The organism is Actinomyces qiguomingii, from assembly GCF_004102025.1.
GTDB classification, from domain to species: Bacteria; Actinomycetota; Actinomycetes; order Actinomycetales; family Actinomycetaceae; genus Actinomyces; species Actinomyces qiguomingii.
The window spans coordinates 979,415-994,309 of sequence record NZ_CP025228.1 but is presented as its reverse complement, the minus strand read 5'-3'; the positions used below and the strand labels follow the sequence as shown (position 1 = coordinate 994,309).

The 14,895-nt window shown below is 66.9% G+C and carries 11 protein-coding genes and 1 pseudogene; 3 read left to right on the top strand and 9 right to left on the bottom strand.

All coding sequences use genetic code 11. From position 1 onward, the window contains the following. The first annotated feature begins 19 nt into the window (after positions 1 to 19). From CWT10_RS04010 to CWT10_RS04000, 3 genes are all read left to right on the top strand, one after another. Positions 20 to 943, top strand: a complete 924-nt coding sequence (locus CWT10_RS04010; RefSeq protein WP_103063392.1) for an ABC transporter permease subunit — start codon at positions 20 to 22, stop codon at positions 941 to 943. An 80-nt stretch (positions 944 to 1,023) separates the two neighbouring features. Further along, entirely contained in the window at positions 1,024 to 2,565 is a 1,542-nt protein-coding gene (locus tag CWT10_RS04005; protein WP_103063391.1) for a sensor histidine kinase, read from the top strand. Further along, positions 2,547 to 3,299: a response regulator gene (locus tag CWT10_RS04000; RefSeq protein WP_103063390.1), complete on the top strand. Its 753-nt coding sequence runs from the start codon at positions 2,547 to 2,549 to the stop codon at positions 3,297 to 3,299. Before CWT10_RS04005 ends, CWT10_RS04000 begins: the two co-directional genes overlap by 19 nt. 79 nt (positions 3,300 to 3,378) lie before the next feature. On the opposite strand, the gene pth is transcribed toward CWT10_RS04000, so the two are convergent. The 9 genes and pseudogenes from pth to CWT10_RS03960 all read right to left on the bottom strand — a co-directional run bounded on the left by pth (position 3,379) and on the right by CWT10_RS03960 (position 14,885). Continuing rightward, positions 3,379 to 3,975: an aminoacyl-tRNA hydrolase gene (gene pth / locus CWT10_RS03995; protein ID WP_103063389.1), complete on the bottom strand. Its 597-nt coding sequence runs from the start codon at positions 3,973 to 3,975 to the stop codon at positions 3,379 to 3,381. Between the two features lie 58 nt (positions 3,976 to 4,033). Then, the gene (locus CWT10_RS03990; protein WP_103063388.1) at positions 4,034 to 4,645 is read right to left on the bottom strand and encodes a 50S ribosomal protein L25/general stress protein Ctc; all 612 of its coding nucleotides are present in this window, start codon (positions 4,643 to 4,645) and stop codon (positions 4,034 to 4,036) included. Between the two features lie 312 nt (positions 4,646 to 4,957). Further along, entirely contained in the window at positions 4,958 to 6,091 is a 1,134-nt protein-coding gene (locus CWT10_RS03985; RefSeq protein ID WP_103063387.1) for a type I 3-dehydroquinate dehydratase, read from the bottom strand. Beyond that, entirely contained in the window at positions 6,088 to 7,095 is a 1,008-nt protein-coding gene (locus tag CWT10_RS03980; protein WP_103063386.1) for a Ppx/GppA phosphatase family protein, read from the bottom strand. The genes CWT10_RS03985 and CWT10_RS03980 overlap by 4 nt, the downstream gene beginning before the upstream one ends. 69 nt (positions 7,096 to 7,164) lie before the next feature. After that, positions 7,165 to 7,656, bottom strand: coding sequence for a DUF501 domain-containing protein (locus CWT10_RS03975; RefSeq protein ID WP_103063385.1), 492 nt, complete (start codon positions 7,654 to 7,656; stop codon positions 7,165 to 7,167). After that, positions 7,653 to 8,144 (bottom strand): FtsB family cell division protein, encoded by a 492-nt coding sequence (locus tag CWT10_RS03970; RefSeq protein WP_233188186.1) that lies wholly within the window; start codon positions 8,142 to 8,144, stop codon positions 7,653 to 7,655. The genes CWT10_RS03975 and CWT10_RS03970 overlap by 4 nt, the downstream gene beginning before the upstream one ends. Before the next feature lie 754 nt (positions 8,145 to 8,898). Continuing rightward, entirely contained in the window at positions 8,899 to 10,185 is a 1,287-nt protein-coding gene (gene eno, locus CWT10_RS03965) for a phosphopyruvate hydratase (protein WP_103062108.1), read from the bottom strand. 363 nt (positions 10,186 to 10,548) lie between these two features. Beyond that, positions 10,549 to 10,686, bottom strand: a pseudogene (locus tag CWT10_RS17875) (DUF5979 domain-containing protein); the annotation flags it as partial. A 647-nt stretch (positions 10,687 to 11,333) separates the two neighbouring features. Next, positions 11,334 to 14,885 carry a DUF5979 domain-containing protein gene (locus tag CWT10_RS03960; protein WP_233188023.1) on the bottom strand — a complete coding sequence of 1,184 codons (3,552 nt, stop codon included), beginning with the start codon at positions 14,883 to 14,885 and terminating at the stop codon, positions 11,334 to 11,336. Positions 14,886 to 14,895: the final 10 nt, after the last annotated feature.

Sequence of the window (14,895 nt, the reverse complement as noted above, 5' to 3'; positions counted from 1 at the left end):
GTATGTGAAGGAAGACCCCATGTCCACCGCCACGTCAACCGCCAGGTCAACCAACGTTCCTCCCGTATCCGACCACTCCCGGGCCGAAACTCCCAATTCTCAATCCGATCAGCCCACTCGCTCGAGTTCCGACCTGACGCCCGCAGTCGACCGATCGTCGTGTCGGCAGACCTTCGGTCGGGCCGTGCACGCCGAATGGATCAAGGTCTGTTCCCTGCGTTCTACCTGGATCATCTCTCTGATCGCCGTCGCCATCACCGTGCTGTTGGGCGCTGGTGCCGCCATCGGTTTCGCCGGGTCCCCGGAGCTGGCGCAGGAGGCCAAGGACATGATCGGCACCGGCTCCGCCTTCGGCCAGATCGTGGTGGCGGTGCTGGGCGCACTCATAATCACCGGCGAGTACACCTCCGGGCAGATCCGCTCCTCCCTGGCGGCCGTCCCATTGCGCGGCCGTGTATTGGTCGCCAAGGCGTTCGTCGCCAGTGTCTTCGCCTTCTGCGTCGGGGCGGTGTCCGTGCTGCTCGCATGGGCGGTGTCCGCGCCCTTCATGCACGGACACGCCGGTTCCCTAACCGACATGCACTACCTCGGCTACGTGTGGGGCACGGGCCTGAGCTTCGTGATCATCACCCTGATGGCGCTCGGGCTGGGTTTCCTCATGCGCTCAACAGCCGGCTCCATCACCGTGGTGGTGTCCCTGATGTTCGTATTGAGCGTGCCCTTGTCGCTCGTGGCGCTCAAGTGGGAGTGGGCCGCAAGGCTCATCGACCTGCTGCCCCTCCAGGTCGCCACGGCCGTCTCCGATCCCTTCTGCCTCAGCAACTCCTGGAGCGCCGCCAGCGACGCATTCCTGACTCACACCCAGGCGGTCCTGGTCTTCGTCGCCTGGGCGATCGTGCCACTGGCACTGGGCTGGCTGCTGTTCACCCGTCGCGACGCCTGAGCCGCAACCGTGCCCCGGCGGTGACCGGCGCCGGGGCACAATGTAACCATCGACATAAGGGAGGAGAGGGCAGCCACGCGATGAGTACGTCAACCACCACCCACCTGCTGCGTTGGCAGAACGCACATCCCTACCTGGCAGATACCGCCATCGCCGTCGTCGTGCTGATCCTCAACGTGTTCATGGGGCTGTGGCCCTTGCGGGACGTGGAGATCCCCTCGCTGCACTCCTGGCTGCCGTTCACGCTGGTGCTGTGCCTGGTATGTGCCCTGGCCCTGGTCTTCCGCCGCCGCCATCTGGCCGTCGCCTGGGCGACACTGACCTTCCTGCCAGTCATCCACGAGGCGGTGATCACGCACGTCTTCGACGAGATGGACTTCATCACGATTCTCTTCGTGGCCGACACGCTGCGCGCGTTCACTCTCCTGGGCGTGCCCTTCACCCTGACCACACTCGCCCTGCGCCACCGCGCCGCCTGGGTGTGGACGGCATGCGCAATATCCACACTTACCACCGCGATCGGCCAGGCCCTGCTCGGTGGCTACACGATCGACACCCTCGGCGAGCTGCTCATGCCCTACGGGCTGATCAATATCATCGGAGTGCTGGTCGGTCTGGTCATCCGCACCCAGGCCGCCCAGCTGCGGGAGGCTGAAGCGCGCTCGTCCCGCCTGATGCTGGCACGCGAGCAGGAGGCCGCGCTCGCCGCCGCCAATGAGCGCAGCCGTATCGCCCGCGAAATGCACGACGTCGTCGCCCATTCGCTCGCGGTGATGATCACCCTGGCCGACGGCGCAGCCGCCGCCGTCGACCGCAACCCCGCCATGGCTAAGCAGGCGCTGAACACGCTCGCCGATACCGGCCGCTCCGCCCTGGCGGACACGCGTCGGCTGGTGGGCGTCCTGCGGGAGGACCCGGTCCCCTCCCCCGCGCCGGCGGACGACGCCGTAGGCTCAGGGGCTGCCTCCCCCGGTGGCGGGCGGGTGGCTGCCCCGAAGCGACGGGAGGGCGCCGTAATGGCCGGCGGGCCAGCTGCGGACCAGGCCGCAATACGTGACCTGCCGGTGCCCGAGTTTGCGCCGCCAGGCATAGTTGCACCCGTTGAACCGAGTCGGGAGATCGCCGATCTGCGTCGACAGGCGACCGACGCGCAGGCCGACGCCTCCCGCGGTCAGACGCCGCTAGCCCCCGCCCCCGAACAGGCAGACCTGGAAGTCCTGGTCGAGCGTTTCCGCACCGCGGGCGTGCCTGTCACCTACCAGTGGACCGGCCGCAGGCTGCCCGAGGACAAGGGCCTGCAACTGACCATGTTCCGCATCGCCCAGGAAGCCCTGACCAACGTTCTGCGCTATGCGCCCACCACGCGCGCCGTCGCCGTCGCCGTCGACCGGCACTCGGGCACGGCAGTCCTGACCATAGACAACGAATCCGCACCCGGCTCCACGCCGCTGCACGGCTCGGGCAAGGGGCTGATCGGCATGCGGGAGCGTGCCGCGGTCTATGGTGGCACTGTGCAGGCAGGCCCTACCGCCACCGGTTGGCGGGTGCGTGCCGTACTGCACTGGGATGAGAGCCTGGATGAAGACGACGAAGGGACATCGCCGTGGCAGATGCCGCAGTGAATGATGCAGCCGACCCGACCAAGACCGCCGCTCCTGTGCCGCCCGAGGAGGAGAGCTCCTCCCCTCCCAAGCGGCCCATAACAGTGGTGTTGGCCGATGACCAGGCCCTAATGCGCATGGGCTTCCGCATGGTGCTGGACCCAGCGGAGGACATCGAGATCGTTGGGGAAGCCTCCGACGGCGCCACCGCTGTGGCACAGGCGCGCGCCCTGAAACCCGATGTGATCCTCATGGACGTGCGCATGCCGGGGATGAACGGGATTGATGCGACCGCCGCAATCACGCAGCAGTTCCCACAGATCAAGATCCTCATCCTTACCACCTTCGACGTGGATGAGTACGCCTTCGCAGGCCTGCGCGCGGGGGCGAGTGGATTTCTGCTCAAGGACACGCGTCCGGGCGAGTTGGCCGAGGCCATTCGCACGGTCGCCTCCGGCGAGGCCGTGGTCAGTCCGCGCATCACCCGGAGAATGCTGGAGATGTTCGCCTCCCACCTGCCCGAGGACGGCGGTTCGTTCACCCAGGAGGACGCGCGCATCGCCTCGCTCACCCCGCGGGAACGCGAGATTCTGACGCTTATGGCACAAGGGCTGAGCAACTCCGAAATCGCCGACCACCTGGTGGTATCGGCCACGACCGTGAAGACCCACGTGGGCAATGTGTTGGCCAAGCTGGACGTGCGCGACCGCGTGCAGGCCGTCGTCGTCGCCTACGAGACCGGCCTCATGCGCTGACCCTAACCCCACCCGCCGAGTTCGGTCGAAATAACCACCGAGTTCGGTCGAAATGGCGTAATCGATTCCGGCCGACAGCTCAAGCGGTGTGCAACCGCTGCTGGGCGGCCGTGAAACCGTCCGTGACCACCTGCTCGACGGCGTCGGCTGCTTGCTCCAAGGTGACAGCCAGTTCCTCCCGTTCCCGCCCAGGAAAGTCACTAAGCACGAAGTCGGCCGGGTCCTGACTACCCGGAGGACGCCCTACACCGATGCGCAGGCGCGCGTAATCCCGGGTACCGAGCGCCCGGGAGATCGAACGCAGACCGTTGTGTCCACCCTCGCCCCTGCCATGCTTGAGTCGCAGCATATTGGGTGGCAGATCGAGATCGTCGTGGATGACCAGCAGGCCTGTGACCGGGTCCACGTCGTAAAAGCGACACACCTCCTTCACCGGGCCACCGGACTCATTCATGTAGCCGGTGGTCCGAGCCAGGATCACACGTGGCCCCGGGACGCCACCGGGCAGGAAGCCCAGACGCACCTCGGCGACCTGCGCGCGAGTCTTGTGGCTGGAAAGGCGGGACCCGGTGCGCCCAGCCAGCACGTCGAGCACCATATGGCCGACGTTGTGGCGGTTGTGGGCGTACCGAGCCCCGGGATTCCCCAGTCCGACGACGAGCCAAGGGCCGTTCACGGACGGAGAGTCACCTGATCGACTCATCGATCACTTTTCTGTAATCGCCGGTGCGTATTCACTCAGCCTCAGCGGCGGACGCTTCAGCCTGGGCGGTCTCAGCCGGAGTCTCCTCAGCAGCCGCAATGCCCTCCAGAGTGATGTTGACGACGTCGGTGTCGGCCTCGGTGACTGCCTCGACGTCCTCGGGCAGAGTCAGGTCCGATACATGGATAGCCGTTCCAGCCTCAACACCGGTGATGTCCACGTCAATGCCTTCCGGGATGGCGATGGCCGGGGCGGACACAAGCACGTGGGACAGTTCAATGATGTGCATGGTGCCGGGCGTGGGAACACCGGTCACGACGATGGGGACCTCGACATCAACCTTCTCATTGCGGTTGACCAGGAGGAAGTCGACGTGCTGCACGCCCGGACGAATCGGATGGCGCTGCACATCCTTGGCGATGGCAAGCAGGGACTCTCCGCCCACATTCAGCTCCACCAGGGCGTTCTCGTTGCCGCGCAGTGCCAGACGAGTGGCGTGCTCGTCCAGCAGGAAGTGACGGGGCTCGGTGCCGTGGCCGTAGACGACGGCGGGCACCTGGCCGGCACGGCGGGCACGGCGGGAGGAGCCCTTGCCGAACTCGGTGCGGTCAGTGGCGTCAAGCGCGATGGCGTTGGCGGGCATGCATTCTCCTCGGTTGTGGCGGGGAGCTGGCCCCGCGGCTTCGGTGGCCCGGCGATGGCACGACGACGTGCAGCACCTTCCGGCGCCACCACGTCGATCACGGATGCGGGTGCATCCCTCGCCGGGGCAATGCGGTGATTTTACGCGATGAAACTGGGGCTCTGCTGCCGCAGCATCGGTGACTCTGCCCACCTCGGGACCGTTCTAACCGAACTCGATGGTTATATCGACCGAACTCGTTGGTTATATCGACCGAACTCGTTGGTTATATCGACCGAACTCGTTGGTTATATCGACCGAACTCGGGAAAAGTCAGGGATGCAGTGCTGACCGGGCGGCGCGCACCCGCGCTATGGGCAACTGGCCCGGTGCGGAGGCGGCGCTTCCGGCCGTGGCAAAGGTCAATGCCGAACCGAACACCCCGCCGGCCAGCCGACTCACGGCCCCGGCCCAGCCCATGGCTATGACCACCACCGGGATGTCCAGTTCCCCCCGGGCGCGGGCCGCCGCCCCCAATACCCGTTCAGCCTCCGTCGTATCCGCCGGAGTGACGGCGATCTTGGCCACGGCTGCCCCGGCATCCTGCATGGCATGCAGCCGGCGCATCAACTCCTGGTCATCCGGGGCGGCGGCGAAGTCGTGACTGGAGGCCACCACATCAATTCCGGCGCGGCGCGCCAGTTGCACCAGCGCCGGCAGCTCGCCGCGTGCGAGTTCAACATCAATTGCGGCGACGGCCCCACCGTTCTGAGTCTGCGCCGCTTCGTCCGCCGTCGTATCGGCGCGCCCTCGCCGGTTCATCGTCTGCGTACCGCAGCCCGCTTCTGTTTTCGAATCCCGAGCGGCGCGCTCACGGGCGAGCATGGCGACCACGTCCATTAGCGCGGCACGGTAGGCGACGTCATCGAAGTCGAAGCCACCCCCTTCTTTGGCGGTGCGAACCGTGAACAGTACCGGCATGCCGGAGCCGCGCAGCACTTCCCCGACGGCGCGGGCAGCCACCAACCAGGCCCGGACCAGTTCACGCGGCGCATGCAACGGCGTCTCCCCCTGCTCCGACACACTCCCAGATACACCTTCCGGCGAGGTCAACAGATCGGCGCGCAGCTCGACCAGATCCGCACCGGCCCGGCGGGCGGCCGCCGCCTGAGCGGCGCATGCAGTAGCGTCGGTTCCGGTGGTGGCCACCGCTATCGCGGGCCTTTCCCCGCCCAGCGTCGCCCCGCCCCATGTGGCCGGCCGCGAGCACGCCGGTGAGCCGGGCGCTGCGAGACCGCGCGCCCGCAGACGATCTCGGATCTCCTCCACGTGCTGCACCACAGGATCGATTCCGTCCACGACGGCATCGACCGCGGGCCGCACCGCCTGGCCAGATTCAGCGGCTCGCTGCGACGCCGCGCCCGCCGACACTGCGGGCACCCCGCCCCGCGCGCCGTCCCGGATCACGTCGGCTCCCCGGCGGCGACCAGCGAGACGGCGATTCCGTCAAGTATGTCCGACAGGCTGGTGACGGTAGCGGTCAGTGGGTGCCCTGCGGCGGCGGTATCGGCCGTCACCCGCGCCACCACCTCGCTCCACACCAGTGCTCCGGCGGCGATGACGTCACGGCGCCCGGGCAGCAGGTACCCCCACGACTTCCGCTCGGAGGCGGTGGAGTGCACGATCGCGTCGCACGAGGCCAGCACGCGGTCCAGGCTCAGTTCGGCGCCGTCGATGGCATCATGGTCGAAGACGTCCAGACCGAGCGCATGCGCCGTAACCGTGGAGATGGTGCCGGCCAGACCGACTAGCCGGGTGGCGGCCCCGAAGTCCACGGCGTCGGCGGCCCGGTCAAGCAAGGCGCGCACCTCCGCGCGCGCCGCCCGTTCGGCGTCAGGGGTGACGCCGTCGGCAAGGTGCCGCTCGGTTATACGCACCGAACCGGTGTTCATCGAGTAGGCGGCCTGGGGAGCGGTGACACCGAGTACGAGCTCCGTGGAGCCTCCCCCCAGGTCTACGACGAGCCGCGGCCCCGGTGGAGCGTCGTCGTCCCCTCCCGGCCGGTCGCCGGTGCCCAGCAGGGAACCAGCGAATGACAGGCGCGCCTCCTCCTGACCGGAGACGACCTCGGGAACGATGCCGAGGGCGGCGTGCACCCCACCCGTGAACTCCTCCCGGTTCTCGGCGTCGCGGGTGGCGGAGGTGGCGACGAAGCGGGCATGGTCGGCATCGAGGGGGACGTTCAGTGTGGCACAGGTGTCGGCGTATTCGCGTACAACTCGCAGCGTGCGCTCGAGCGCCTCGGCGTCCAGACGGCCAGTGCGGTCCACGCCCTGGCCCAGCCGAACGATCGTGCTCGAGCGGTGCACGGGGCGCAGGTTGACGCCGCCGGTGTGCGGGTCCGGCAGGGCGTCGGCGACGAGCAGGCGGATGGTGTTGGTGCCGCAGTCGATAGCGGCTACGCGGGTCATGGACAGATTCCCCCTAGGTGACTGTGCCGGCGGCCTCACCGCAAACTCTACGGCGGCGGACGGCGACGTTCAGCACGAGCAGCGCGCGGGATCCCAGAGTTCGCGCTCGCGCAGCACCTCCAGAGTCAGGTCGCCGATCGGGTTGACACCGCGGCCGACGGCGAGGGTATGGGCGAGCAGCGCATGCAAGCATTTGACCCGGGCGGGCATGCCCCCGGCAGACACGCCGGCGATCTCCTCCGGGCTTCCAAGCTCGGCGCGGCGGTCCAGGTAGTCGGCGTGGGCGGCCGCGTATGCGGCGGCCAGTTCGGAGTCCTGCGCCAGACGTCGGTTGAAGTCCTCCATCAGGTGCTCCGCCTCAAGGGTGGAGCAGCCGCGCACGGCCGCCGGGTGACTGAGGTAGAACAGGGTCGGGAAGGGCGAGCCGTCGGGCAGCCGGGGGGCGGTGCGTACCACGGTGGGCCGGCCGCATACGCAGCGGGCGGCGACGTCGACGACACCGCGTGGCGCACGCCCCAGCTGTGCACGCAGCGTCTCCAGGTCGGTGCTGTTCACGGTCATTGCTGGTCTCCCGACTCCTCCGCGGAGGTTGTGGCCGACGGCGTTGGGCTCGGCTGCGGCGTAGCCGTGGGCCGGGGTGAGGGGGTGGACCAACCCTGGCGGGCGGGGTCGTCGGATTCCTCCTCCTCGACCTGTCCGGCCACACGGGCCGACTCGCGCAGTTCCTGATACCACGGCGCGCGTTCCTCGGCGGCATTCCGAGAGGAGCCCGTAGAGTCGTCCTCCGCGAATTTGTCCGCCCCGACGACGACGTAGGTGGTCTCACCGGGCATCACATAGGACAGGCGCTCACGAGCCTGGGCCTTGACATAATCGTCATCGTGCCAGCGCGTCAACTCCTCCTCCAGAGCAGTGGAAGTGGCCCGGGCCTCCTCGATCTCATTCAGGACAGCGTCATACTGGGCGCGCTGGATCAGATAGCCGCGTAACGACGGAAATACCACCACGAATGCGAGTACCACCACTCCGGCAAGGATCAGCAGCCGCATGGGAAGCGAAAGTCCTTCGGCACCGCCGATACGAGGACCGGGCGTCTCATCCTCCCGGGCCGCTCGCTTGGCGTCACGCTGGTCGGCGTCGCCCCCTGATCCGCGAGAGTTTTTGGCCCCGCCGTCGGACCTCTTACCGTTCCTGTCAGCAGAGGCGCCACGAGAGCCGCGGGCCGTTCCGGTCCGAGCGGTCCTGCGAGAGCCGGGGCGCGCGGGTACGGGTCGGCGCGGTGTCATGGGACCGATACTGCCTCACGGACACGTCCGTGGCGAGCGTGTAGAACCGGTGCGTCGGGCCCGACACGTCACTACCCGCTCCCTCCACCGAGACCGGGCTAAGTGGGTTCCTTATCGGCTCGAGCCAGACCCCACAGCGCAAATCACCCAAAACAGCATGCCCGTGCCACCAACCCGGGGCCGACCACCCGGACGGCCTAATGCCTTGGCGGAGATACCGCCCAAACAGGTCATCCCGGGGCACGTACGCATACGCGTCCGTGCCCCGGGACGAGAACCGGGAAGAACCAGAAAGCAGAGCGATTCAGGTCACAAGCCTGGCGCCGTACCCGCCCCGAGCCTCCGCTACCGCTTCGGCTCAGACAGACCCTATGCGCCCTACCCGCCCCGAGCCTCCGCTCTCGCTTCGGCTCAGACAGGCCCTATGCGCCCTACCCGCCCCGAGCCTCCGCTCTCGCTTCGGCTCAGACAGGCCCTATGCGCCCTACCCGCCCCGAGCCTCCGCTCTCGCTTCGGCTCAGGCCTTGAAACGCGGGAAGGCGTTGGCGCCGGCGTAGACAGCGTCCTCGCCCAGGGCCTCCTCAATGCGCAGCAGCTGGTTGTACTTGTTGATGCGCTCGCCGCGGGCCGGCGCGCCAGTCTTGATCTGGCCGGAGTTGGTGGCCACCGCCAGATCCGCGATGGTGACGTCCTCGGTCTCGCCGGAGCGGTGCGAGGTCATGGTCTTGTAGCCGGCGCGGTGCGCCATCTCCACGGCCTCCAGGGTCTCGGTCAGCGAGCCGATCTGGTTGACCTTGACCAGCAGGGCATTGGCAGCACCAAGCTCGATACCCTTGGCCAGACGCTCAGGGTTGGTGACGAAGAAGTCGTCACCAACCAACTGCACCCGGTCGCCGATCTTGTCAGTCAGGGCCTTCCAGTCGTCCCACTCGTCCTCCGACAGCGGGTCCTCAATGGAGACGATCGGGAAGTCGGTGATGAGCTTCTCGTAGTAGTCGACCATGAAGTCGTTGTCGCGGGCCTCGCCCTCGAACTGGTAGGTCTTGGTCTCGGCGTCGAAAAACTCCGTGGAGGCGACGTCCATGGCCAGAGCCACGTCCTTGCCGGGCGTGTAGCCGGCCTTCTCAATGGCCTCGACGATCAGCTCGAGCGCCTCGCGGTTGGAGTCGAGGTTGGGGGCGAAACCGCCCTCGTCACCCAGACCGGTGGACAGGCCGCGGCCCTTCACGACGGCCTTGAGCGAGTGGTAGACCTCGGCACCCATGCGCAGCGCCTCACGGAAGGTGGGGGCGCCGATCGGGGCGATCATGAACTCCTGAATGTCCACGTTGGAGTCCGCGTGAGAGCCACCGTTCATGATGTTCATCATCGGAACGGGCAGCGTGTGGGCATTGGGGCCGCCGATGTACTGGTACAGGTCCAGGCCGGCGGAGTCGGCGGAGGCGGCCGCGGCGGCCAGCGACACCCCCAGGATGGCGTTGGCGCCCAGCTTGCCCTTGTTGGGGGTGCCATCCAGTTCCATCATGAGGCGGTCAAGACCACGCTGATCTGCGGCGTCGAAGCCGATGACCTCGGGGGCGATGGTGTCATTGACGTTGGCGACTGCCTTCTCGACACCCTTGCCGAGGTAGCGGTCCTTGTCGCCGTCGCGGAGCTCGACGGCCTCGAAGGCTCCGGTGGAGGCGCCGGAGGGGACGGCGGCACGGGCGGAGGAGCCGTCCTCCAGGAGGATCTCGACCTCAAGGGTCGGGTTGCCGCGAGAGTCGAGGATCTCGCGCGCGTGAACGTTCTCAATGAGGGCCACTTGATGCTCCTTGCTGAAGTTGTGTTGCCTGGGGAACAGGCACATGCAGGGCCAGCCTAGCGGCCTGCGGCCCTCACCACGAGGGCATTGGTCCTGCCAGTATCGAGGTTGTTCACGCGCGGCGAGATCCGGCCGGGACGACGGCGAGGAGCCTACCTGCCGCAGGACGCACCAATGAAGTCCCTCGCGCCGCCATCGCCTCAGCCAAAACGCCGGACCCCCCGGCACGCCGCCCCGAGCGGTTTCACAGCGCTTCCTGTTCGCGGCGTGATCACAGGAATTCGGGAGGAAGTGAGCGCAGGGCCGGGCCGATACAACAACCGACGGCTCCGGAGTCGGCTCGGCCCGCCTGGTGTAGACCTTTGTGAAGTCCAAGTCCTGCACCTGGTCCCTGGTGCTGATGGACACGGTCTGATCGTCGGGCGCGCTCAGGGTGAATCCTTCGATCTGAGCTGAGCCGAGATCCTCAGCCACCGTGCACTGCGACCCCAGCGGCAGCAACAGTCCGGCGCGGAGCCTCCGGCGGAGACGGTGATACAGCAGATGCGACGTCCTGTCTAATGGGGTTCTTCCGGTTTAAGGACGTAGTAGGTGGATGTTGGCCCGGCCGGCTGCCGGCCTCGTACTTGGACCGCGTTACTGCGCTTGGACCGTCTGAGAGTGCGTTCCAGACGGTCCATCCGCAGCCAGGCAGTCCATCCGCAGCCAGACGGTCCATCCGCAGCCAGGCAGTCCACCGGTCGACAACCAGAGGCCCGGCCTGTTCACTGCACCAGGGCGGTAGGCCAGCGGCTGAGAGCCAAAGCGTCCAGAATCGGCACGAACACCCCGCCTGTGCCGGCAGGCGCCCTCAGATTCCTTGGAACCATGCAGACCTGGTAGGCGACGCCGGGCGGGGGACCATCGTTCGTGCCGAATCCGGACACTTCCCCCACCCCGCCAGCCCCACTAACCGAACTCGATCGTCATATCTACCGAACTCGATGGTTATTTCGACCGAACTCGGCGAACACGGCTCGACCGGGTCTGGTGGTGTCCGGGAAGGAGCATGCGGGGAGGGGTTGTGCACCCTGACAAGCATGGTGCACAACCCCTCCCCCGCAATCAGCGCGCGGCACTCACAACAGCGCCGGGCAACCGCTCGCGATTCAGGCCCTGCGGCGGCGGACCAGAATCACACCACCGACAAGGCCGGCCAGCGCCAAGGCGATAGGCAGACCCACAGCGATACCGGTACGGGCCAGGGAAGGCCCGGGGGCGACAGGAGTCGCCGACGGCGTCGGCTCGGAGGGCTTCGGCGTGGGTGCGGGAATCTCGGTGTAGGCGTTGGTGAAGGTGGTGGCCACCACCTCGTCCTTCTCCGAGATCGTCACCGTCTGGGCCGCCGGGGCGGTCAGGCTGTAGCCATCAAGCTCGGCGGTGGCCTGGTCCTCGGTGATGGTGCACTGGGTGCCGGTGGGCAGCTTCGGGCCGCTCACGGACTGCCCGTCCGCCTTGGCCGTCAGCGCTCCCTTCTCATCGTTGGTGCAGCTGTAGGAGAAGGTGAACTCCTTGTCTCCGGCCTGTGCACCCGTCACCGTCTTGAGCACCGAGAAGGAGCCCGTGTGGCGCGTGTAGGTGTTGGTGAAGGACAGGGCCTTGGTGGTGTCCTTCTCGCTGATCGTCAGGCTCTGCGCCTGCGGGGTGACGACGTCGTAGCCCTCGACCTGGGCCGATGCGGACCTCTCCGTCACGGTGCACTCGGCCCCCAGCGGCAGCCGGAGTCCGGAGGCGGTGATGGTGCCGTCACCGGGAACCAGGATCTCGCCCCTGTGCTCACCCTCGACCGAGGTGCAGGTGTAATCGAAGACGAAGGACCTCTTGCTGATGGCGTCAGAGCCGTCGCCCTCCACCGCCTTGGACACGCTGAAGGTGCCACGCTCCAGGGTGTAGGTGTTGGTCGCGGAGACCGCCACGGCCGCCTCGTCACCACTGGTGACATCGAAGGTCGCGGCGTCGCCGTCGACGGCCTTGCCGTTGACGGTCAGGAGCGTGGAGACCGAGGTCCCCGCCACCGAGGCGTCCTTCTCGCTTACCTTGCACGAGCCGGTCTTCACGCCGGAGATATTCACGCTCTCACCGGCGCTTACCGTCACCTCCTCCGGACCGGTGGCTTGACCGGTGAGCTCATCGGTGCAGGTGTAGGTAAAGGTGAACTCGGCCGGTGCCAGCAGCGCACCGTCGCCCTCAACCGTCTTGGAGATGGCGAACCCGCCCGTGAGGCGTTCATAGTTGTTGGTCACCGTCACCGACGGCGTGGAGCCCTTGACCACGGTGACGGAGGTGTCGGAGTAGGACGTGGCCACCGAGTAGCCCTCCCGGGCCGCCGAGTTGGCGTCCTCCTGCAGCTTGCATTCGGTTCCCGTGGGCAGGGTCGGTCCCGAGACCGGCGTCCCGTCCATCGGCAACTCCAGTGTTCCAGAGGTGTCGGCGGGATCGTTACAGGTGTAGGAGACCTTCACCGAGTCCTCATCGGTCGGAGAGTAGTCGCCTTCCACCTTCTTGAGCACCGAGAATGAGCCGGTGTCACGCGTGTAGGTGTTGGTCACCGTCACCGCCGAGATCCGGTCCTTGCCGATGGTCACCGACTCCGGGGACAGCGATACGTCAACCGAGTAGCCTTCCCGGGCGGCGGACGCGGCGTCCTCACTCAGCGTGCACGTGGCTCCCGTGGGAATCTTGGGGGATTCCACCTCGGTGCCGTCGCCGGGGACGCTCAGCGTACCCTGCGTGCCGTCGTCACAGGTGTAGTTGATGGAGAATGAGGTTTGGCCATTCCCCTCGGGCCCGCCCTGAAGGAGCTTAACCACCGAGAATGAGCCGGTGTCACGCGTGTAGGTGTTGGTGAAGGAGGCCGTCACGGCGGGCTCCTCCTCGGTGGGCGCCGCGATGGTCACGGTCTGTGACTCCGGTGCGCTCAGCGAGTAGCCATCCACCTGGGCGGAGTCGGCGTTCTCAGTGACCTCACAGGTGGTGCCCGGAGCGAAGGTCTGGTCGGCCTGGACGGCCTGGCCGTCACCCTTGGCGGTCACGGTTCCCGACTTGCCGTCGGAGCAGGTGTAGGTGAAGGTGAAGTCCTTCTGTGAGGCCTCCGGCACGCCGTCCAGTCCGGAGATCTCCTTGCGAACCTGGAAGGTTCCCGGGATCTCCTCGGCGACGTTGTTGAGGGTGACCTGGGTGGAGGTCCGGTCGACAATGGTCAGCGTCGCGGTCTCCTGGTTGCCCACCCGGAAGATGGGGCTGCCCCAGACGTAGCCCTGCGGTTGCAGCGAGGCGCCGGCGGTGTCCTCGGACAGGGTGATGACGGTGCCCTGGGGGAAGGTCGCCGGGTAGGTGTTGGTCTTCCCGATACTCACCGACATGGTGGTGGTCCCAGTCACGCCGTCGTCATTCAATGTGCCGGGCGCATCCCAGCCGTCATAGGAGCTGGCCGGCCCGGGCAGGGTGTACGCAACAGTCACCGGCAGGGTCGTGCCGGCTACGTCAACGGCGTCCACACCGGGACCAGACAGCGTCTTGAGGATCTCAAATCCTCCAAATCCCGGATCCATCTGCACGGTCACCTTGAAGGAGTCGGTGTAGCTGCGGGTGAACTCGCCCTCGGCTCCGGAGTCGTTGAGGGAGGCCGAGTTGCCGTACTGCACTCCGGCAATCGCCTTGCCGCTCTGGGAGGTGAAGGTCACCGGGTAGGAGATCTTGTAGTTGGTCCGGGCGGCGAAGGGGCCGGTGACCGTGATGGTGGCGACCTGCCCCTTGATGGACACCGTCATATCGAAGTCACCATAGTTCGTGTTCAGGTCCGTGCCCGCCGCGTTAGTGACATTGACACCCGGCAGACTTGGCTCGGCGGCGCTGTTGCGCACCATGAAGTACCACCGGCTCATGTCGGAGCCGAAAGACATGCCGGAACCGAGGGTGTCGGTGAAGGTGATGGTCTGACGGGTGGTGCCATCGACCTGGATGGGGTTGGCACCCCCGGCGAGCTGCTCCTTGATGTAGTCCGAGCCGAAGTTGATCTCCCAGATCATGGAGGAGGAGGTCGAGTTGATGACCGCGGACATCTTGGTGAGCTTGAAGGGGGTGTAGACCACCGGCTGGACGCCGGAGATGCCCCCGGAGCCGGGCAGGCTAACGCTCACCTTCTTGCTGCCGTTGATGGTCATGTCCACCTCCTTCGCGTCGGTGGTCTGCGTGATGAGCAGCAGCGCCTCACCCGAACCCTTGAAGTTCGTGAACCCTGCGTTCTTGAGCGCGGTGACGCTCTCGGAGAAGGTGCACTCAATCGTCTTCTCGGTCAGGGTGCACGAGCCGATCTCGGTCTGGGCGCCGTTGTAGGTCACGTTCATCGGGACCGTCTTGGGGCTCTCCAGGTTCTTGAAGTAGGCGCCCAGGTCGATCGAGAAGGAGTCCCCCGGGTTCACAGTAGCGCCGGTGGCGTCCCAGGAGTAGGACAGCTTGGCGACATCCTGCGTCGTCAGCGCGCCAGCTGCGTTGTTGCCGTCCCGGTCGGACTTGACCAGTTTGAGGTCATTGATCGCGATCCCCTCATTGACGGCGGCGCGGGCCTGCAGGGGCGTCACGAAGCCGAAGAGTAGGGCCATGACCGCCACGGCGACTGCCGCTGCCCGGCCCACTGCCCGGGCATTCACGGTTGAGGGCACAGATAAGGTC

What these genes read in the sequence shown, in the direction of transcription:
- CWT10_RS04010 (WP_103063392.1), top strand. Translation starts at nt 20, where the DNA reads ATGTCCACCGCCACGTCAACCGCCAGGTCAACCAACGTTCCTCCCGTA.
- CWT10_RS03980 (WP_103063386.1), bottom strand. Translation starts at nt 7,095, where the DNA reads ATGACCCGCGTAGCCGCTATCGACTGCGGCACCAACACCATCCGCCTG.
- CWT10_RS04005 (WP_103063391.1), top strand. Translation starts at nt 1,024, where the DNA reads ATGAGTACGTCAACCACCACCCACCTGCTGCGTTGGCAGAACGCACAT.
- CWT10_RS03990 (WP_103063388.1), bottom strand. Translation starts at nt 4,645, where the DNA reads ATGCCCGCCAACGCCATCGCGCTTGACGCCACTGACCGCACCGAGTTC.
- CWT10_RS03970 (WP_233188186.1), bottom strand. Translation starts at nt 8,144, where the DNA reads ATGCGGCTGCTGATCCTTGCCGGAGTGGTGGTACTCGCATTCGTGGTG.
- CWT10_RS03975 (WP_103063385.1), bottom strand. Translation starts at nt 7,656, where the DNA reads ATGACCGTGAACAGCACCGACCTGGAGACGCTGCGTGCACAGCTGGGG.